The sequence below is a fragment of the Bacillus sp. FSL M8-0256 genome (genome assembly GCF_038005765.1).
Taxonomy (GTDB): Bacteria; Bacillota; Bacilli; order Bacillales; family Bacillaceae; genus Bacillus; species Bacillus safensis.
This window is the reverse complement of record NZ_JBBOTU010000001.1, coordinates 363496-383105: the sequence shown is the minus strand read 5'-3', so window position 1 is coordinate 383105 and position 19610 is coordinate 363496. Positions and strand designations below refer to the sequence as shown.

Annotated in this window: 17 protein-coding genes and 1 pseudogene; 4 read left to right on the top strand and 14 right to left on the bottom strand. The window is 42.9% G+C overall.

The window, feature by feature from the left end; translation table 11 throughout:
- Window positions 1-12 precede the first annotated feature (12 nt).
- Window positions 13-327, top strand: a complete 315-nt coding sequence (locus NSQ76_RS02090) for a hypothetical protein (protein WP_024424319.1) — start codon at window positions 13-15, stop codon at window positions 325-327.
- Between the two features lie 35 nt (window positions 328-362).
- On the opposite strand, the gene NSQ76_RS02085 is transcribed toward NSQ76_RS02090, so the two are convergent.
- Window positions 363-1319, bottom strand: coding sequence for an acetylxylan esterase (locus NSQ76_RS02085; protein WP_341052097.1), 957 nt, complete (start codon window positions 1317-1319; stop codon window positions 363-365).
- 211 nt (window positions 1320-1530) lie between these two features.
- Between NSQ76_RS02085 and NSQ76_RS02080 the strand changes: the two genes are divergently transcribed.
- A complete protein-coding gene (locus tag NSQ76_RS02080; protein WP_341052095.1) occupies window positions 1531-2316 on the top strand; it encodes a carbon-nitrogen family hydrolase in 786 nt (261 codons plus the stop codon).
- 45 nt (window positions 2317-2361) lie between these two features.
- Here NSQ76_RS02080 and NSQ76_RS02075 read toward each other — a convergent pair whose 3' ends face one another.
- Complete coding sequence (locus tag NSQ76_RS02075) at window positions 2362-3279, bottom strand: LysR family transcriptional regulator (RefSeq protein WP_341055747.1); 918 nt, start codon at window positions 3277-3279, stop codon at window positions 2362-2364.
- A 116-nt stretch (window positions 3280-3395) separates the two neighbouring features.
- Here NSQ76_RS02075 and NSQ76_RS02070 point away from each other — a divergent pair, with 116 nt between their 5' ends.
- Window positions 3396-4169, top strand: a complete 774-nt coding sequence (locus tag NSQ76_RS02070) for a class I SAM-dependent methyltransferase (RefSeq protein ID WP_025092802.1) — start codon at window positions 3396-3398, stop codon at window positions 4167-4169.
- A 211-nt stretch (window positions 4170-4380) separates the two neighbouring features.
- Here the strand turns inward: NSQ76_RS02070 and NSQ76_RS02065 are convergent, their stop codons facing one another.
- The 5 genes from NSQ76_RS02065 to NSQ76_RS02045 all read right to left on the bottom strand — a co-directional run bounded on the left by NSQ76_RS02065 (window position 4381) and on the right by NSQ76_RS02045 (window position 9671).
- On the bottom strand, window positions 4381-5757 hold the full coding sequence (locus NSQ76_RS02065; protein WP_056765056.1) for an MFS transporter: 1377 nt from the start codon (window positions 5755-5757) through the stop codon (window positions 4381-4383).
- A gap of 121 nt (window positions 5758-5878) precedes the next feature.
- Entirely contained in the window at window positions 5879-6886 is a 1008-nt protein-coding gene (locus NSQ76_RS02060; protein ID WP_024427258.1) for a LacI family DNA-binding transcriptional regulator, read from the bottom strand.
- A 77-nt stretch (window positions 6887-6963) separates the two neighbouring features.
- On the bottom strand, window positions 6964-7911 hold the full coding sequence (locus NSQ76_RS02055) for a dihydrodipicolinate synthase family protein (RefSeq protein WP_024424325.1): 948 nt from the start codon (window positions 7909-7911) through the stop codon (window positions 6964-6966).
- A 343-nt stretch (window positions 7912-8254) separates the two neighbouring features.
- On the bottom strand, window positions 8255-8812 hold the full coding sequence (locus NSQ76_RS02050; RefSeq protein ID WP_003214270.1) for a shikimate kinase: 558 nt from the start codon (window positions 8810-8812) through the stop codon (window positions 8255-8257).
- An 85-nt stretch (window positions 8813-8897) separates the two neighbouring features.
- Window positions 8898-9671, bottom strand: coding sequence for an IclR family transcriptional regulator (locus NSQ76_RS02045; protein WP_341052089.1), 774 nt, complete (start codon window positions 9669-9671; stop codon window positions 8898-8900).
- A 148-nt stretch (window positions 9672-9819) separates the two neighbouring features.
- Here NSQ76_RS02045 and NSQ76_RS02040 point away from each other — a divergent pair, with 148 nt between their 5' ends.
- Window positions 9820-11178, top strand: a complete 1359-nt coding sequence (locus NSQ76_RS02040) for a hypothetical protein (RefSeq protein WP_341052087.1) — start codon at window positions 9820-9822, stop codon at window positions 11176-11178.
- Window positions 11179-11217: 39 nt separating this feature from the next.
- On the opposite strand, the gene NSQ76_RS02035 is transcribed toward NSQ76_RS02040, so the two are convergent.
- From NSQ76_RS02035 to NSQ76_RS02005, 7 genes and pseudogenes are all read right to left on the bottom strand, one after another.
- The gene (locus NSQ76_RS02035; protein ID WP_025092799.1) at window positions 11218-12531 is read right to left on the bottom strand and encodes an MFS transporter; all 1314 of its coding nucleotides are present in this window, start codon (window positions 12529-12531) and stop codon (window positions 11218-11220) included.
- Between the two features lie 45 nt (window positions 12532-12576).
- A complete protein-coding gene (locus tag NSQ76_RS02030) occupies window positions 12577-13779 on the bottom strand; it encodes a CaiB/BaiF CoA transferase family protein (RefSeq protein ID WP_024427254.1) in 1203 nt (400 codons plus the stop codon).
- A 125-nt stretch (window positions 13780-13904) separates the two neighbouring features.
- Window positions 13905-14285 carry a cupin domain-containing protein gene (locus tag NSQ76_RS02025; protein ID WP_024424330.1) on the bottom strand — a complete coding sequence of 127 codons (381 nt, stop codon included), beginning with the start codon at window positions 14283-14285 and terminating at the stop codon, window positions 13905-13907.
- Between the two features lie 23 nt (window positions 14286-14308).
- Complete coding sequence (locus NSQ76_RS02020; RefSeq protein ID WP_135032807.1) at window positions 14309-16069, bottom strand: thiamine pyrophosphate-binding protein; 1761 nt, start codon at window positions 16067-16069, stop codon at window positions 14309-14311.
- 38 nt (window positions 16070-16107) lie between these two features.
- Window positions 16108-16881 carry a type I 3-dehydroquinate dehydratase gene (aroD, locus tag NSQ76_RS02015; RefSeq protein ID WP_341052080.1) on the bottom strand — a complete coding sequence of 258 codons (774 nt, stop codon included), beginning with the start codon at window positions 16879-16881 and terminating at the stop codon, window positions 16108-16110.
- A 9-nt stretch (window positions 16882-16890) separates the two neighbouring features.
- Window positions 16891-18314, bottom strand: a pseudogene (locus tag NSQ76_RS02010) (aldehyde dehydrogenase family protein).
- Window positions 18311-19168 carry a citryl-CoA lyase gene (locus NSQ76_RS02005; protein ID WP_024427250.1) on the bottom strand — a complete coding sequence of 286 codons (858 nt, stop codon included), beginning with the start codon at window positions 19166-19168 and terminating at the stop codon, window positions 18311-18313. Before NSQ76_RS02005 ends, NSQ76_RS02010 begins: the two are co-directional and overlap by 4 nt.
- Window positions 19169-19610: the final 442 nt, after the last annotated feature.

The window sequence follows — 19610 nt, the reverse complement described above, 5'->3', positions numbered from 1 at the left end:
GAGTTGGATCTCATGTCTATATCTCGCATCATGAAATGGATCACCGGGATTTTTGAAGCCTGTCTTGCCATCCCTGTCATCGGAGGACTATTTATTATTAGCAATGGCTATTCACCGCTCATGGTCATGCTTATTCTGCATATTATCACACTCGTCTTATCGAAGCGAGACCAAGGACCAATGATTGGCAGCATCATTGGGATTATCACATCCTGCCTCGCCTGGATTCCGATACTTGGATTCATCCTTCATATCATCACAGCTCTTGCCCTTATTATCACCGCGTTAGTACCTGATGAAAAAACGAGACAAAATACGAGTTATTAAAAAAGAGGCCCTCCTAGAGCGGCCTCTTTGTTCTTTTATTTGAGCAAATGCTTTCGTAAGAAGGAAAGCTTCTCTGTTTGAAAAGCCGGGATAAACTCGTGTCCAAAATAGCGATATACCTTAAGGTCTTTATCTGTTTCTAAATGGTTGTATGCCGCAAACACAGTAGATGGCGGGGTAATTTTGTCAATCAGACCGATCGCCATCAAAGTTGGCTGTTTGACCCATCCAGCTAAATTGATTAAGTCAAAATAGCTTAATGTCTCAAATGCCTTTTCTTCCACTTCCGGGTCACTATTTCTCCGAAAGTACGAATTGATTTCTAAATAAGGCTGCTCCAATGCCACATCCACTGCACGCTCAAAGTTTGATAAATAAGGGTAATCTGCCGCGACGACCTTCGGAATATCTGAAAGGGCTGCAGCTGCTACCGCTAATGCGCCTCCCTGGCTTCCACCAATTACGCCGATCCGGTGTTTATCCACTTCAGGGAAGGACTGAATGACTTCGAGTGCACGAACCGCATCTAAATAAACACCGCGATAATAGTAGGTCTCTTTTGATAAAATGCCTTTTGTCATCCACCCCAAAGCGTGACCGCCTGGTGTCACTGTCTGATCTTCACTGCCTCCTTGACCGCGGACGAGCATACCAAATGTGGCATAGCCGTGGAGCGCCCAGTTGACGATGTCGTGAATGCCGCCGTCATAGCTGGCATTATAGCCATGAAAACGAACGAGCGCTGGATGCGGGCCAGTTTGATCAGGTACAGCATAAAAGCCTTCAATTTTAGAATGTCCAAAGCTTTGATATGTCAGGCGGTACACCTTGACGCCTTTCACTGGATAGTCATACGGTTCAAGTGATGGCTTTGCCTCCACTTGGCGCAGTTCTTCTAGCGATTTCTTCCAAAAATCTGAGAAATCAGGACGTGCAGTTTTCTTTGGTTTATATTTTTTTAGCTCTTCTAGTGATAAATCGAACAATTGCATATCATACTATTCCCCTTTGTTTTATTAGTTATAGGTATCATACCACTCATTTCTTGATTGAGAAAGTCATTTAACAAAACCTTCTGACATTTCTATTGGCAAAGATGATGGAAACCATTATGATAAAGAAACTGGCCTTGAAGACTAGAATAAACCATTACATACATTCATGATTTTCACATGACATATAGCGAATAAAGGAGGAACCCATATGAAAATCGCCCTTGTCCAAATGGACGTACAAATTGGAGAACCTGAAGTGAATTTTAAAAAAGCAGAAGCGTTTTTAGAAGAAGCAGTCCGCGAGCAGCCTGATCTGATCATTTTACCCGAAATGTGGAATACCGGCTACGCCCTTGAACAAGCCGATCAGCTTGCGGATATAAACGGAGAACGCACAAAACAGCTCTTTTCCTCCTTTGCACGGAAGCACCAAGTGTATCTCATCGCAGGCAGTGTATTAAATAAACGGACAGAAGATGAACACATTACCAACACAATGTATGTTTTTAACCGCCAAGGTGAGCTTCTGTTAGATTATGATAAAATTCATTTATTCCGCTTAATGGATGAGCACAACTATTTAACCGCTGGTGATCAGCTTGGTTTATTTGACTATGGTGAAGTTGTGACGATTGGTGCGATGATTTGTTATGACCTCCGCTTCCCGCAGCTTTCCAGAACACTTGTGAACAAAGGAGCGAAGGTGCTCGTCAATACGGCACAATGGCCGTCAGCAAGAGTGGACCATTGGCGCAGCCTGCTCATCGCAAGAGCGATTGAAAACCAGTCATTTATGATTGCTGTTAACAGAACAGGCACAAGCAGAGACACGGCATTCCCTGGACACTCTATGGTGATTGATCCACTCGGCCGCATCCTGCTTGAAACAAAAGATGACGAAGATATTTATTATGCGGAAATTGATCTTCAGCTAGTGGATGAAGTCAGACAGCAAATTCCGGTTATGACGGATCAGCGTCTGGACTTATATTAAAAAGCAGGGTGCTCCCCTGCTGTTTGCGTTTAATTAAACGTTTGTTTAAGCTTCCCCTTGGTTCTGATAAAGGTCCATGAAGGCTTGAGCGGCTTTCGTTAAATACCTTTCTTCAACATATGCAAATACAAGTGTTCGGGTTGGGCATGAATCAATGTTTAAATAAATAACTTGGTTCCTATCCTCTTGTGCCACCATTTTCGGCACAACGGTCACACCTAGTTCGTTTTTGACCAATGCCTGTGCTGTTTGAATATGACTTGTTTCAAAAGCCGCTTTTGGCTGAAAACCGTGATAACGGCACAGTTCCGTGACCACTTGCCGAAAACCGTAACCCTCTTTCAGCATAATAAATGGGATACCTTCAAGAAGTTGAAAGGGAACGATTTCGTGACCGGACTCTTTTTGCCCTGCTTGCTTGATGATCTCGTTCAATTCCTCTGATAACCAAGGCTGAGCAGCTTGCGGAACTGCAAGAAGGAGCGGCTCTGTCAGCATTTGTTTCGTTTTCAATGATTCATGCTCGACAGGCATAGATAAAATAGCCAAATCCAGTTTTCCAGCCAATAGACGTTTTTCGAGCTCACGAGGAGACTCTTCTATCAGTTGAACGTGAACATGAGGATACGTTTGACAAAAGTTTTTTAATAAACCGGGCAAGACATATCCCCCTGTCACTGCTGGCGCTCCAATGTTCAGCTCTTTCCCGATTTCATAAGCTGCTTCTCCCATTTCACGCAGCAAATCATCTCTTTCCTTCAAAATATTCTCAGCCCTTTTAATGAATCGTCTCCCTTGAGGTGTGGGCGTTACTTGTCCATACTTTCGAATAAATAGCGGTGTGTCTAATTCCTCTTCCAGCTTCTTCATTTGCTGGCTTAAAGAAGGCTGTGCAATATGAAGTTGATCCGCTGCTTTTGTAAAACTTTGCTGCCGGTACACTTCAATGACATATTCCATCATTCGTATATCCACTTTCATCACCTCATAGGTTTTAACTATCCATGTCATATCTTTTATGTCTTAGACAAATAACAGAAGGAATTCTACGATAAAGAGACCACAAAGGGGGAAAAGAAATGAATCCATATGCTAAAGCCGAGAACCAATTTTCACAAAATGCCGAGAACTATCGAGATTCACCTATATTTGCAGCCGGAGAAGAGCTGGAATGGATGAAAACAACAGCAAATGCGAAGGGACATGAGCATTTACTTGATATTGGCTGTGCGGCAGGACATACCGTTTTTTCCTTTTCAGACGTTATCTCTAAAGGGGTCGGCATTGATGTCACGCAAAAAATGATCGAGATTGCAGCAGCACTAGCGGAAGAACGCCACCTGAACCACATTACTTTTGAGCAGGCAGCCGCAGAAGCATTGCCCTTCTCTGATGAATCATTTGATTTAGTGACGTGCCGATTTGCTGCTCACCACTTTCCAAACCTTCCGGCAGCCATGTCTGAAATCAGCCGAGTCTTAAAAAAAGGCGGCCAATTTCTGCTCGTCGACCATTATGCACCTGAAAACCCTGCACAGGATTCATTTATTAATCACTTAAATAGACTGAGAGACCCTTCTCATGTGCGGGAAAGCTCGTTATCAGAATGGAAAGAGCTTTTCGATGACAACCAATTGACTCAGAAAGAGATTCGTTACTGGGATCTGCATATTGATTATCAGGACTGGATTATACGTGGACGCACGCCAGAGAATATTCAAAAGGAGATCGTTTCCCACCTTCAAGCCGCAGACCCTGACACAAAGCAGCTGTTTCAGCTTCAATTCGATGCACAGCATCAGCCCATTTCCTTCTGTTTAAAAGCTGCACTGCTTCAGGGAATCAAGCATTAAACTGATAGAAAAAGTCTACCATCGCCGGTAGACTTTTTTAATCTTCACTGTTTCACAGGTGGGTTTTCATGTTCGTGACACGTCTCTCTTCACGACTAGATTATGTTTCTATTATATGATAAATGAACGAAGATAGGTGAGGCATTTTAGATCCTCTGAATAAAAAAAGAACCTACCCTCTTTGGAATAAGTTCTTTACTGCATGCGTAACTTACGGTGCAATATCCTCTAATACTTTCTCGCGCGTTTCGATCATTTTAAAAGCAAGAATTGCTCCCACTACCGTCACACTTGCAAAAAGAATAAAAATAGTTGAAACACCGCTTACCTCTAAAATAAAACCTATCATAATAGGAGCGATCGCTGAGGCCAGTCTAAGCCACGCTGTAGCAAATGCCGTTCCAATCACCCTCATACGTGTCGGATAAATTTCAGGTGTATATAGATAGAGGAGAACTGTAATTGTCCCCATCATTCCGTAAGCAGCAGACCCTAAATAGATGACGCTTTCTGGTGAAGTCGCTCCGCTGATCCATAAAGCCGTTAATAAAACACCTGTTAATACAAATGCAATGGTTGCCCAGCGCTTCCGTCCCACTTTATCAATTAAAAATGCACAAGCGAATACCCCTACAGTCTGTAAAATATTTGTGAGAGATGCTGCCCTTAATGAATCTCCGACTGGCAAATGGTAAACAGTATTATAAAGACTCGGTAACCAGTTATTTAAACCATTCGATACAAAGTAGGCAGAAAACCATAGTCCCCATACGACCAATGTCCTTTTACGGTAAAAAGTTGAAAATAGCTCTTTCCAGTCGCCTTTTTCAGTACTGCTGGATACTTGATTTGCGACAGGCATTCGTTTGTCAGTACTAGCTTCAATTTCTTCAATAATTCTTTCGGCTTCATCTAACCTGCCTTTCGAAATAAGCCACCTTGGCGATTCACGCAGCATGAAAAAGAATCCAAAGACGATTAAACCTCCAATGCCTCCAATCAAGAACATCCATTTCCACCCAAAGCTAGGTACAACAAATGCCCCAATTTGAGCTGAGATCATTAATCCTAATGGAAAAATCATCTCATAAAGCATAAAAAATCTACCTCTTCCTTGAGCTCGGGACAACTCATTAATATATGAGGCTGCTACCGGCACCTCTCCTCCAACTCCAATCCCTTGTATAAAGCGGAAAATAAAAAGGGCCATAAAATTACCTGAAAATACACATGCGATACTCATAATAGACATGAGAAACACCGTCCACTTTGCACTAAATACACGGCCGCGCCTTTCTGCTAACCACCCAAAGAAAATAGCACCAACCGCTTGTCCTATATAACCAGACCCAATAAGAAGGCCAATTTGAGCAGGTGATAAATTCCACATGCCGATGAGGACCGGGAGAACAAACGCTAAAGATAGCGCATCAAAAGCATCAAAAAAGGTAGCAGATCCCATAATGATCCGAGGTTTTAAATGCCACCTCGAAAAAGGTACACTTTCCATCCTAGTCAATAGTTGTGAAGCTCTATCAACAACTTGCCCACCTTGAGAATTTGAATTTCCGCTGAGTTCTAACGTCATGGTATCTCCTCCTTATTAGAGGAAATGATGCAAAAGTACATGCCGAAGAGCGCTGAAGAAATCGCTTACATTTTAAATCAAGCTGAAATTCTGTAGCGTTCATACGAGTTTTCAGCATCTATCAAATCTTTTTTGGCGTTCCCGTGGTACCCCGATCTATATAATACATAGGGAAGATATGTTCCATCGCCTCTAACTGTTCTCCTTCTAATAACTGTGTTAGTAAAGAAACAGCTTTTCTTCCCATTCCAACTAAATCAACATGAACAGAAGATAAAGAAGGGGTTAGGAAACTTGCAATGGGCACATCATCGGCACCAACGACAGACAAATCATGAGGTATTGACACATTTGCGTTTTCTGCCGCTTTCATGACCCCTATCGCCAAAAAATCTGAAGAGCAAACAACTCCAGTCATGTGCTGGTTTCCTTGGAGAAATTGAGAAACCACTTCTACTACTTTTCCCCCATCAAATTCATCTAACTCAAACACAAGCTCTTTGTTCAATGTTAATCCTAAACGTTTCAGTGTGCGCTCATACCCCTTGTAATACCTCACACTATGCATCGAACTCATTGGACCATTGACCAGCCCAATGGTTCGATGACCTTTATCAAATAAGGCCGTTACAGATTGACAAACACCTTCTTCATCATCCGGCCTGACACATGGAAATGGTGAATCCTCTAAGTAACTTCCGACAACGATAATGGGAATAGCCAAACTTTTTAGCCAATCCATGCTCAATTCTTCATTTCTTGGAGAAAATAAAATGGCACCATCTACAGCCTGCGTCTCAAGTAACCGCTGCTGCTGCACAGATGTAAATGACATCAGCATATTGAATTCGGTCTCATCTAATTCCTTCGCTATGCCATCTAAAATCGTTGAAAAAAATGGATTATTCAAAATATATGAACCGCGAGGAACCACTACAGCAATATTCCCAGTCTTTCTTTTCACGAGCCCTCTCGCTCCTAAATTAGGGCGGTAGCCTAACTCATCAATCACTTGCTTGATTCTTTCAGCCGTTTGAGCGCCTACTCCTGGTTTACCACTTAATACTCGGGAAACAGAGGCTATAGACACTCCTGCTTTCAATGCTACATCTTTAATACTTACTGACACATTTCATACCTCCGGGAGTCTGTTGTTTTATACCCTATTATAACCTGACTCACCTTCATCATGAAATCAATGGTCTGTTATCTACTGACGTTTTCCTTAAGCAAACCAACACTTTGAAGGCCCTGGCGAATCTCTTCTTTTTCCTTTTGAGTTAAAGGTAATACCGGCTTTCTAGCAAGCGAACTGCTGATCAAACCTCTCTGGAACATCGCTTCCTTCATTCGCAGATGAGAGGTAGAGGAAGGTTCATCCATTTTATATACAGCATGCTTTAATTCAAAGATTCTATCGTACACTTTATTAGCTGCTGCAAGGTCTTGTTCTTCCACACATTTCACAAGTTCAGCGATCAAATCTGGCACAAAACAGCCGAAACCGACAAGCGCCCCATCAATCCCTTGAACTAATGTTGGCAATAAATATTCATCGTGACATGTGAGCAGCGATACATCTGGTGCATGCTTTTTCAGTGCGCGCACATCGACTTCATATTGTGCCATGTCTCTTTGACCAATTTTGAATGAGACAACATTTTCAATTTCCGACATTTCTAGTAATTGATTCGTTGTATATGAGGTTTTTGTCCACGTTGGATATTGATGGACGATGATTGAAATGTCAATCGCTTCAGCAACATCTTTAAAGAATTGGACAGGTGATTCAGGCTGCATACCGAATCTCAGCCATGAATGCGGCGGCATGAGAAGGATACCTTCTCCGCCAGCTTCTTGAACTGCTTTTGCATGCTGGATCGCTTCAATTGTCCCTTCAGCTGAAACCCCGGAAATGACAGGTACTTCCCCTTTTAATTCGTCGGCTGCAATACGCACAGCCTCAGCTCGTTCATGTGGCAGCAAAGTCATAATCTCGCCAGTATGTCCATTGACAACAATCCCGTTAATTCCTTCGTGCTCCGCCACCCAGCGAACAAGCTTACGAAAAGCAGGTTCATCAATTGAATAGTCATCTTTAAAAGGAATTAAGACCGCCGGGAATACACCGCTCCATTTTTCTTTATTTTTCATCAACAAATTCCTCCCCATTCGATTATAGTAAACGTTTACCGTAAGCGTTTACGTAAACAATCATAGAATGTCCTCACGGAAGATGTCAACATTATTTTTTAAAGATTATCATAATTCAAAAACTCTAATTAAAATTTAGATACTATTTTATTTTTCCGAAAAAGAAAATGATCTATATCAAAAAACTCATCATCATGAATTGATTGAAGGAGGATCACCGCTTTTTCCAAACGGCTGCACACCAAAAAAAGGATAAATACATTTTGGCTGTCAAAGCATCATCATATGTACGAAGGAAAAGAATTCAATAGAAAAAAAGTCTACCCTCAACGGTAGACTTTTTTTATTTCGAATATAAATCCCAGCCAAGCTTGAGTGTGTCCACAATATAATTGGCGACTTCCTCAGCCTCTAAATGATCTGTTTCGACTCTTGAGTTATGAAGAGAATAAATCTCCCGGCGCTCTTCAAACAGCTCTTTCATCTCATCAAGTGTCCGGTTGTGAAGAACAGGGCGGTTTTCGATTAAAATATCAAGCCGCTGCTTCCAATTCTCCCACGATAGATCAAGGAAAAGAACGGTACAATGCTTCAAGCAGGCGCGTTTGATTTCTTCCTGTTTGAATGCACCGCCTCCAAGGGAAACGATCTTGAGCTGTGTATGTTCACATAAATCGACGATATAATCCTTTTCAGCCTGCCTGAAGAATGCTTCTCCTTTTTGCTGAAACATCTCTGGAATCGTCATGTTGTACTTTTTCTCAATCTCCTGATCGACATCAATAAAATCTCTATATAGCTTTTTGGCAACCAGCTGCCCAATGGTTGTTTTCCCAACACCCATAAAGCCAATGAGGACAATATTCCGCTGTCTTACAGGAATTTCTCTATTGATTTTCATGGTCGTGACACGTCCTCCCTACGACAAGGAATGCTACATAATGTTTCTATTATATGATAAATGGAGCTCGAAAAGATAGGCAATCTTAAAAATTGTGTTTGACGACGTAGCCGAGCTGTTCAGAAAGCCGCTGTGCCTGTTCTTTCACTTTTTGCTGCAACTGAGGAATGACTTCTTCAGTAAACCGATGGGTTGGACCAGATATGGATAAACAGGCTTTCACCTCACCATGAATGTTAAAGATTGGTGCTGCTACTGCCGCAGATCCTACCTCGCGTTCATCGATGCTGCAAGAAGTATATGTGTCAAGAATATGTTTACGTTCCTTTTGCCAGTCACCCTTCATCACATGATTAGCCTCAGACGCTAATACTTTTTGTTGAAATTCTTCACTTTGAAATGCCAATAATACCTTTCCGCCTGCACCTGCGTACAATGGCAACTTTTCACCAATCTTGACAAGATGCCGAATCGATTGCAACCCTTCCGCTTGTTCAATACAAACCCTGCTTGTTGAATCCAGTACATACAGGTTGACGGTTTCCTTTGTTTCATCACGAAGTGAGTACATGAGTGGCTTAGCCAGTTCCCTCAATTTAATGGACTTCCCTGCAATGTATCCGAGGAGATAAAGCCTTTGACCCAATCGGTATTTCATTGTTTCTTGATTCTTCTCCACAAAATGATTCATTTCAAGTGCCTTGAGCAGTCTCGTTGTCGTAGACATTGCTAAATTCATCTCTTTTGAAATATCCGTTAGCGTCAGCTCTTGACGTTCTTCACTAAAACAATACAGAATATCCAAAGCACGCTGAACTGTACGCAGTCCTGATTCTTCTTTTGACTTTTTATCAGCCATATTCACTTTCTCCTTTTCCCCTTTGATTTCTTATCGACATCAACGATCGATTTTGCTATAATCCATTTTAAACGTTCCATTAAAAGAAAACAAATTCCACCAGACGGAATAAAATCAATTGAAGATATTTGATGGAGGAGATATTTGAATGTACCTGCTCGTTTTTACACTGCTTATCAGTCTATATATAGTTCATCAACTATTTCCTGCTCCCATACTCTCCTATTTTGTTGGTCTGCTGGCCGCTGCTTCGCTCACCATTTCTTTTAAGAAAGCAAGCGGGCTTTATTTGAAAACAGGTGCTGTATTTCTCATCATTGGGTTGTTCTTATTCTTCTTATCTGGCCAGCCTTTGCACACGTTTTTTCTTCACTTTCATTCCATGCTGGGCTTGCTTTCTCTCTTTTTCATGTTGCCTTTTATTCATTCTCTCATACATGTTGGACATTTCGATACACAATTAAATAAACTGCTCACACTGCATACAACGAGCTCAAATCAGCTTTATCGCAAGAGTTCATTTGTCACTCATATACTCGGCATGTTTTTAAATATCGCGACGATTCCTTTACTATATACATCACTCAAACCGTCGCTTGAATCCCTAAAAGAACAAGTGAAACAACATCTTTATACACGCAACCTCTTAAGGTCATATGCATTATGTTTAAGCTGGAGTCCTGTTGAAGTGCTGGTAAGCGTCACCATTGATGCAACCAAACTAAAATATTATCAAATTGCACCTATTACTTTTGGTTTAATGGTCGTCGTGCTGGCGATAGATTGGATGCTTTTTTCTCGTCAAAGCAAACGATTACCAAACATCATTCAGTCTTCAGAAACAAACGCCAATCCTCATCGAATTAAGCGAAAAACCCTTCAGCTCGCTTTCATGCTGCTAGGTTTTATGACAGTCGTCTCACTTGTCGATGCATGGATTGGGAAAGGCTATTTATTCGCTGTAGTACTGACGATTATTCCATTTGCTCTATTATTCTCTTCTGTTATCAAAAAAAGAAAACAATATATCGCTGTCTCTGTGCCTCATTGGAAAGAAAGAACCCATCAGCTCTCCAACTATATGTGTCTATTTTTAAGTGCTGGCTTCTTTGTCGATATGCTCCTTGCGACAAACAGTATGCAGCCGATTCAAGCATTTATTGTCAGTATATCAGACCATGCCATTTGGGTTTATTGTGTCATTGGGTTGTATTTTCTGATCACCGCCCTTTGCGGTTTTCACCCGCTCGTCTCACTTGCTTTGTTAGTGAGTATGATGGCACCAGTCATCCATGAACTGCCTGCTCTTCCCATTGCCATCATGCTGATCGTTGCTGGCACATCAACTGTTATGTTTAGCCCTTTTAATGTTTCTGTCTCCCTATTAGCTGATTTGATGAAGGTCAACCCTTACCGTATCACTCGCTGGAATATATGGTTTGCCAGCCTTTATATCAGCATGGGTATCGCATGTGCAGCGATCATCACCGTTATCTTTTATACATAAAAAAGAGAACTCATCCTTGAGTTCTCTTTTGCTTTCTCTCTATGGCTTTAATTGAATACGTTCAATTTTACCTACGATAAAGATGTACGACAATGCCCCGCCTAAAGCAACTAAACTGACGAATAAAATGCCTCCATTGTAAGAGCCTGTCGCCGACACGATGAATCCGATAATCAGCGGAGTGATGATCCCAGCTAAATTAGCAAAAAAGTTAAATACGCCGCCAGCCAGCCCAACCATTTCCCGCGGTGCCACCTCAGACAGCATCGTCCAAGAGATATTAGACAGACCTTGCGCAAATGAAGCGATGGATAAAATGGTCAGCACAAGCGGGATATTTGTTGTAAAGTTTGCTAAAACAATGGTACTCGTCATCAGTAAGCCAACCACTACTGGCAGCTTTCTCGCTACATTCACTGATACGCCCTTTTTAAGCAGCCAATCAGACACATAACCTCCAAACAAGACCCCAAAGAAGGCAGCAATATAAGGAAGAGAAGCAGCAAAACCTACCTTGAGAAACGCCATATTTTTCGCCTCTGCCAAATAGGTCGGAAACCACGTTAAAAAGAAAAAAAGGGTAGACGCAACAGAGAATTGGCCAATATAAAGCCCGATCAATTTACGATATTTTAGAAGGGCGGCAAAGTCTGCCCATTTCAGCTTCTCCTGTGATGCGACTGTCAGCCCATCGCCTTGCCGGATTAATTCTAACTCATCTTCATTTATCTTCGGATGCTCTTTCGGTTCGTGATAATACTTGTACCAAAAGAAAGCAAATATGATACCGAGCGCACCTGCCGTAATGAAGACGGTTCTCCAATCGAAAGTCGTCATGATCCAAAATAGAAGAGGTGTCGCAAATGCAAGACCCACATACTCTCCAGCAGTATAAACACCTGTTGCAAAAGCCCGTTCCCGCCTTGGAAACCATGTGGTGACAATACGGTTATTTGCAGGAAAAGCGGGAGATTCTGTAATCCCAATAAACAAACGGCAGCCGAATAAAAAGGCAAAGCTGTTCGCAAACGCCTGTAAGCCTGTGAAAATAGACCAAGTAACGAGTGATATCCCATACGTTACCTTTGAGCCAAATTTATCGAGAATAAAACCGCCTGGTATTTGCATCGCTGTATATGTCCAGCTAAATGCTGAAAAAATCAAGCCTAATAAGGCAGGATTTAATTGCAATGAAGATTGAATTGCAGGAGCAACAATGGATACACTGGCTCGATCAATATAATTAATAGCGGTAATAAAAAACAACAGAATCAATATACCAAAACGGGCTTTCGTTGGTTTCACATATGCGGGCTGCAATTCATTCCCCTTCAGTTCTGAATGCACTTTCATAACCATCCTCCTTTGTTTCCGCAGCGTGCGGTTCGGTTGAGCGTATTAAATAACCCCTTTTTCTTCTAACTGCTTACACTCTTCTTCTGTTAAGCCAAGCATATTTGTTAAAATCTCATAATTATGTTCGCCTAAATCAGGTGCAATGTGACGGATACTTCCAGGTGTTTTTTCAAACTTCGGAATGATCCCAGGCACCTTCACTTTTCCAAGACGAGGGTGATGCACCTCGACGATATTCTCTCGTGCTTTAAATTGCGGATGCTCAAAAATATCCCGAATACTTAAGATTGGGCTCACAGGAACACCATGTGTATCTAAAATTTCTAATACGTCATCCCTTGTTTTCGACGCGATCCATTCAGAGACGATCGCATCCATTTCTTTGTTATGCTTCAGCCTGGATGCATTGACCGCGAATTTTTCATTCTCTAGTAAATCTAATCGATTCATCGCCTCTGCCAATCGATTGAAGGTCGAATCTGTACTCGTCACAAGAACCAAATAATGACCATCCTTTGTCTCATAGGTGCCGGCAGGGCTTGAATGTCCGCTTAGCCCCGGTGAACGCTCACGCACCTTCCCAAGCTTGTCATATTCTGCAACCAAAAACTCTAACATACGAAACACAGATTCATAGAGGGCCAAATCCACCATTTGCCCAGTTCCTTCTGGATGTGTATCCCTGTAATACATCGCTGTCACAGTAGCAAACGCCACATAGATGCCAGCAATATAATCAGTGAGAGAAAAGGAAGGGCTGACTGGATGCCGGTCTGGAAACCCTTGAATATATGTAAAGCCGCTAAACGCCGTCGCTGGTGTTCCAAATCCGGCTTTGTCCTTAAACGGGCCCGTTTGACCATAACCCGATACACGAATCATAATTAAACGAGGGTTGATTTCTTTTAACACATCGTACCCAACGCCCCATTTTTCCAGTGTTCCAGGGCGGAAATTTTCAATCAGCACATCGACCTGACCCGCAAGTTTTTTAAAAATGTCTTTTGCTTCGTCTTTGTGCAGATCCAGTGTAAGGGATTTCTTATTCCGTGAGAGACCTGACCATCTAAGTGGTTCCCCATCTGCAAAAGGGCCGACATGCCGCAGCGTATCGCCTTTGCCAGGAATCTCGACTTTGATGACCTCTGCTCCAAAATCCCCTAGAAGCACCGCGCCATAGGGTGCAGCAATCATCGTAGAGACGTCTAATATTTTTATTCCTTCGAGCGGTGTATTCATATTCATTGCTTGACTCCCTTTCATTCAAGTGATGAAGGGCTAAAATCATTCCTAATTTTAGCCCTTTTCATCTTTCTGATTGACCCGGAAAGCCCTGATGATTCAAAAAGAGGCCTTACCGGTGCAGGTTTTTAATCCTTTGGAAGCTGCCCTTGCGGTGTGTAGAGCCAAATGAGCCATAAAGGTTCATCTCCTGTATTGACATGCTGGTGCGGGACACCGTCAGGAATGAACATAAAATCATTTTGTTTAAAGGACTGCCTTTCTCCATCACAAATGACTTCGCCAGATCCTTTAATCACAAAATCAAATTCCTCTGAACCCGGGTGATTGTGCACTGAACTTGCTTCCCCTGGTTCAAAAATGGTGAGACCCGCCATCATATGTTCTGAACCAACTGTATCCGGTGTAATGGTTTGAAATACCTTTCGAACCATTTGCTCCTCTGGACGATCTAAGCCTAACCATAATGGGTTCCCATCTTGAAACGGATTCAATACTTTAATTTTCATTGTTAATTCCTCCCTCGTTTTGATTAATTCACGCTGACATGTGAGCGCTTTGAATTTGGTGAATAAATGTCATTAATATTCCAATGTCCATCCGTAGGAACAGGATCATTTTTCATTGCTACATCAATAACGCAAGGCTCCTGAGAAGCAATGGCATCAGCTAAAGCTTCTTTGAATTCAGAAGCAGAGGTGATTTTAATCCCCTTCATTCCATAACCTCTCGCAATGGCAGCAAAATCCGGTGAATAGCTTTCTCCATCTTTTCTGAAAACAGTGCCGTACGTCGTTTCATAGTGCGCCATTTGCAAGCCGGCTATTGTGCCAAATGCACTGTTATTCATCACAATCCACACAACAGGAATGTTCTCTTCAACGGCTGTTGCGAGAACGGATGGATTTTGACCGAAGCCGCCGTCTCCAACGAGTGACACAACAACACGGTCAGGCTGGGCAATCTTTGCCCCAAGTGCGGCAGGGGCTCCAAATCCCATCGTTGCAAAGCCGCCTGGCGTTAAAATGGTTCCTGGCGTCAACACTGGAAATTGCTGTCCGACCCCATTTTTGTTCCAGCCAACATCCGTTGTAATAAAGGCATCTGGCGGCAATACTTCCCGCACTTCCTGCAAAATACGCTGCGGCTTCATTGGGAAGGATTCATCTTGAACATTCGTCAGATTGCTAGCCTGAAAATCCTTACGATATGCCGCAATTTCCTTTTTCAATTCAGGTCGATTCAGTCCTTTTGGCAGCCTTTCTCTCGCCACTCGATTGAGTACGGTCAAGGCTTGCTTAAGATCGGCTACTGCTCCAATTTCAACAGGGTAGTTCCGGCCAATTTCATTCGGATCTATGTCGATATGAATGAGCTTGGTTGATTGGAAATTGAACGTATACTCCGATTCCCACGAGCTCGCATCAGCTTCAGCAAAACGAGTGCCTAAAGCCAATATATAATCCGCCTCTTTGCACTGATCATTGATAAATTTCGTCCCCCAAAACCCTGTCATTCCAAGGGTCATTGGGTGATCATCCGGCATGGCTCCTTTTCCCATTAAAGAATGGGCGACAGGGATACTTAGATGGTCAGAAAATGCCTTTAGTTCTTCAGCTGCATCAGCTAATAAAATGCCTCCCCCAACATATAAGAGCGGTCTTTCTGCCTGCAGCAATCGATCTAATATCCGATTGGCCGTTTGATCATCAATAGAAGGTTTTTCAATGGTGTGTGTATGATGGTTGATTTGTTCAAACAGGGACACATCTAAATCTTTTGAGAACACATCCATTGGAACAGAAATAAGCACCGGACCAGGACGGCCGCTTTCAGCTAACTGAAATGCTTTTGATAAAATCTCTGGAAATAATTCTGGAATATCAACTCGCCATGCTCTTTTCACAAACGGCCGGTAAATTTCGTATTGAGAGGCATCGGAATGAAGATTGATTTCTTGGTGTGGGTGCTTTCCGTAATAGTGACTTGGGACATCTCCTGCAATAACAACCATTGGAATGGAATCAAGTGCTGCATTCGCTACTCCTGTTGCCGCATTGGTGAGTCCAGGTCCTAGATGACTGAGAACAACAGCCGTCTGTTTCTTTGCCCGCGCATAACCATCTGCTGCATGTGCCGCTATCTGTTCATGCCTGACATTTACAAATTGAATCGAGCTTTTTTCAAGCGCTGATAAAAAAGCAATATTCGTATGACCACAGAGGCCGAAAATATGCTCGACTCCCCGATTTTCTAAGTACTGAATAACCTGTGTAGAAATATTCTTCTTCATATTTCTCTCCTCTCACGGTGCAGCTATGAATCTGCTACTCACTTATTCTTTGAAAACACAATAGATAGAACATTGTTCAAATCCTGTATCGCCACTTGCCCGGGAGCTGAGCTTTCTTTCCCTACAGCAAAGGTCATCACAGAACCAAAAAGCCCGCCAATCATTCTTGTAAAAGCCCCGTATTCCGCCATTGCCATCGAAATAACGGGAATTGACAGCTGCTTTTTCGCATGGCTGGTCGCCGAGAGCAGTGTTAATGCATCGTCATAGGAATGCGGCATCACTGCGATCTTTGCGATGTCGGCGCCGACTGATTCTGCATTGACGAATAGCTGCACGAGGCGATCCACCTGAGGGGTGCGATCGAAATCGTGATACGACACAATCAAGGTAACGCCATGTCTTTTAGCTGCCTGACTGACTTGCTGTATATGTGTCACATCATGCATTAATTCATAATCAACGGCGTCCACAAGCTGTGTGGAACAAAGTTCGGCAAGCAGAGAAACCTTCTCAGATTCTGAGAGTGATATCCTTTCGCCTCCCTCCTTTTCAGAACGAATGGTGAATAAAAATGGGATGCCCTTTGCCTTTTCTACCATTCCCTTAAGGGTTTCTATCACTTGATCCTTGTCATGAAGGTGATGAAAAAAATCCGCCCGCCACTCTATCACATCAGGCTTCTTCTCTGTTAACACCTCGACCTCATGAAACAATTCTTCCTTTGTTTGTCCGATGAGCGGCGTACAAATCATTGGCTGACCGCCTGCCTGCACACTTTTTACCTTTTGCTGAAATGCATTCACATCCATATGCCCCTTTCACAGACCATTTGGAAGCACGACCATTTTGGTTTCGGTCATCTCCTCGATGGCGAAACGCGGACCTTCTCTTCCAAGGCCACTTCGTTTAATCCCGCCATAAGGCCAATGATCCAGTCTAAAATTCGATGTCCCATTGATGACAACCCCGCCAGCTTCAAGCTCTTTTGCTGCGTGTAATGCCACATCCAGCTGATTCGTAAAGATCCCTGCCTGCAAACCATATCGGCTATCATTTGTGCCTCCTCCAGCTCCTCATAAGGGAGAATGCTGACAACTGGGCCGAACACTTCCTCACAGACGACCTTGGCCTGTTTCGGAGGGTTTAGCAAAATAGCCGGTGTGATGCTCGCTCCATTTCTTTTCCCCCCGCATAAAAGCTGGGCACCCATGCTCTCTGCCTCTTGTATCCATGCCTCAACACGCTGTGCGGCCTGTACATCGACCATACAGCCGATATCACTCTCACTGGACAGCGGATCTCCAACAACAAGCTGCTCTACTTTTTGTTTTAATACCTCAGTAAACGACGGCATCATTTCCTGGTGGACATAAATTCTTTGAACAGAAATACAGCTTTGACCGGAATTACTAAAGCCTGTTTTGGCACACATGGATGCGGCTTGTTCAATATCTGCATCGTGATGAACAATCGTCGCTCCATTCCCTCCGAGTTCAAGCAGTACCTTTTTTAATCCCGCAGAGGTTGTAATGTGTTCGCCTCCGGCAGCCCCGCCGGTAAAAGAGATGAGATTCGTTCTATCATCAGTGACTAACTGTTTCCCGGCGTCGACCCCGCCAATCACAAGCTGCAAACCAGCCTCAGGAAATCCTGCTTCGAGAAGGAGTTCGACAAACGCTGTGGCAACAGCTGATGTTTGCGGTGCAGGCTTCAAAATGATGACATTCCCTCCCGCAAAGGCCGGACCGACTTTGTGACAAATTAAGTTGAGCGGTGCATTAAAAGGGGTAATCGCCAGCACAACTCCGACTGGTACTTTAAATGTCATGGCCATTGCTCCCTTTCCGCGCGATGATACATTGCCAGGAATGGTCTCACCTATTAATCGATTCGCTTCTTCCGCCGATTGCGCCAGCGTCTCGATTGATCGCGAAACTTCATCTCTTGTATTTTTAAGCGGTTTGCCTAATTCTAGCGAAATCAGTTTTGCAAAATGGTCTTTTTGTTCTTCAAGCAAGGTGGCTGCTTTTGTTAGAAGCTTTGAGCGTTCGATTGCCGATATTCCCGCTATTTGTTTTTTAGCATGCTGCGCACTAGAAAGTGCCTGTTCTATGTCTTCTGATGAGGCGAGATAGGATGTACCGATCCTTTCTCCTGAGTAAGGATTGATGATATCTGTTTTCACACGACCGGTATCCAGCCACTCGCCGTTTATATATGACAACGCTCTCAAACTACTCAAATTTTCTCTCCCTCCTTCAAGTGCCGCGTTCCATGTCCTGCATAACGAACCAATCTTTCTTCATTCGGACAAGGTCCTTTCACGAGGGCTCCCTTTGTCAGCTCCTCATATGCATGCGCCACGATTCCCATTCCTCTGGATAAGGAAAAAATGCCTTTTGCTGCTTCTGCTGGAATGTTTAATTCACATTGGATGGCAGCAGATACACCATCTATATTCATCGTGATTTTCTTCCCTTTCAGTTGTTCAAGCTCATGCCTAATCGCTTCGGCTAACCGTAAATATGTGCCGCTGATAAGACCTTGCTGGACATGTTTGTGACTCAGCTCATATAGACGTCTCACCCTCGGATCATCATCATGAAGCTGATGGCCGATTCCCGGGATTTTTTCCTTGCGATTTAACCATGTTTGACACACTTGCTTTGCCGCAGAGTGTATATCCTTTTGATCATCGTAGATCGCTTTAGCCTCGTATAGCATGCGCATGGCCTTCTCACCAGCTCCGCCATGAATGTCACCTAATAGATTCACCCCTGTTGCTACAGAGGAATTAAACGAAATGCCGCAAGTCACCGCCATTCTAGCTGCTGCAATAGATGGTGCTCTTGGTCCATGGTCTGCACCTGCGACAAGAACACTTTCAAAAAGAGCTGCTTTTGAATCATCCAATAATTCACCAACAAGCAGTAAATAGAGCATTTGTGGATAAGACAATTCACCAATCAGTTCTTCAATCGGATACCCTCGAATTTCAATTGAATTTTTTTGAATATGACTAATCTCAGTCTCCCACCAAGCGCCTCCCTCTTTGTAAATTTCCAGTGCACTTCGATTTTTCATTGTGTGAATCATTCCTTTAGCTTCTTATTTGGAGGTGAACCACCCCTTTATTCCATCCAGTGGAATCTAATTTCACTTTTCGGAATGTGGTTTCATTGTAAGCGCATTCTTTTTATTCGTCAATTATTTTTTCTGAAAATACTGTCAATAGGAGCGAAATTAAGTGAATCGAACTAAATATGTTTGCTATTATTGTTCAAAAAAATCAATATTTAGTTAAATGGACTTAAGTAGATCGTTCTACTAATTTAATGAATTTTTGGTTATTTTGTCAAACTCAATTGAAATTCAACATAAAAAAACCTCTCCATCTGGAGAGGTCTCTGATTATTGACAAAGGGCTAAAATGATCTTTATTTTAGCCCTTTGTCTTCTTTTCAGCGTGATAGAAAACCTTTGCAGTCTAGGAAGGACGAGTACCGGCGCGGAGCGAATGTGACATTCGTGAGCACCG

Coding starts and splice junctions, on each gene's coding strand:
- NSQ76_RS02080 (WP_341052095.1), top strand. CDS start 1,531: ATGAAAATCGCCCTTGTCCAAATGGACGTACAAATTGGAGAACCTGAA.
- NSQ76_RS02045 (WP_341052089.1), bottom strand. CDS start 9,671: ATGGCTGATAAAAAGTCAAAAGAAGAATCAGGACTGCGTACAGTTCAG.
- NSQ76_RS02065 (WP_056765056.1), bottom strand. CDS start 5,757: ATGACGTTAGAACTCAGCGGAAATTCAAATTCTCAAGGTGGGCAAGTT.
- NSQ76_RS02090 (WP_024424319.1), top strand. CDS start 13: ATGTCTATATCTCGCATCATGAAATGGATCACCGGGATTTTTGAAGCC.
- NSQ76_RS02005 (WP_024427250.1), bottom strand. CDS start 19,168: ATGATTCACACAATGAAAAATCGAAGTGCACTGGAAATTTACAAAGAG.
- aroD (WP_341052080.1), bottom strand. CDS start 16,881: ATGGATGTGAATGCATTTCAGCAAAAGGTAAAAAGTGTGCAGGCAGGC.
- NSQ76_RS02075 (WP_341055747.1), bottom strand. CDS start 3,279: ATGATGGAATATGTCATTGAAGTGTACCGGCAGCAAAGTTTTACAAAA.
- NSQ76_RS02085 (WP_341052097.1), bottom strand. CDS start 1,319: ATGCAATTGTTCGATTTATCACTAGAAGAGCTAAAAAAATATAAACCA.
- NSQ76_RS02040 (WP_341052087.1), top strand. CDS start 9,820: ATGTACCTGCTCGTTTTTACACTGCTTATCAGTCTATATATAGTTCAT.
- NSQ76_RS02070 (WP_025092802.1), top strand. CDS start 3,396: ATGAATCCATATGCTAAAGCCGAGAACCAATTTTCACAAAATGCCGAG.
- NSQ76_RS02025 (WP_024424330.1), bottom strand. CDS start 14,285: ATGAAAATTAAAGTATTGAATCCGTTTCAAGATGGGAACCCATTATGG.
- NSQ76_RS02055 (WP_024424325.1), bottom strand. CDS start 7,911: ATGAAAAATAAAGAAAAATGGAGCGGTGTATTCCCGGCGGTCTTAATT.
- NSQ76_RS02020 (WP_135032807.1), bottom strand. CDS start 16,069: ATGAAGAAGAATATTTCTACACAGGTTATTCAGTACTTAGAAAATCGG.
- NSQ76_RS02035 (WP_025092799.1), bottom strand. CDS start 12,531: ATGAAAGTGCATTCAGAACTGAAGGGGAATGAATTGCAGCCCGCATAT.
- NSQ76_RS02030 (WP_024427254.1), bottom strand. CDS start 13,779: ATGAATATGAATACACCGCTCGAAGGAATAAAAATATTAGACGTCTCT.
- NSQ76_RS02050 (WP_003214270.1), bottom strand. CDS start 8,812: ATGAAAATCAATAGAGAAATTCCTGTAAGACAGCGGAATATTGTCCTC.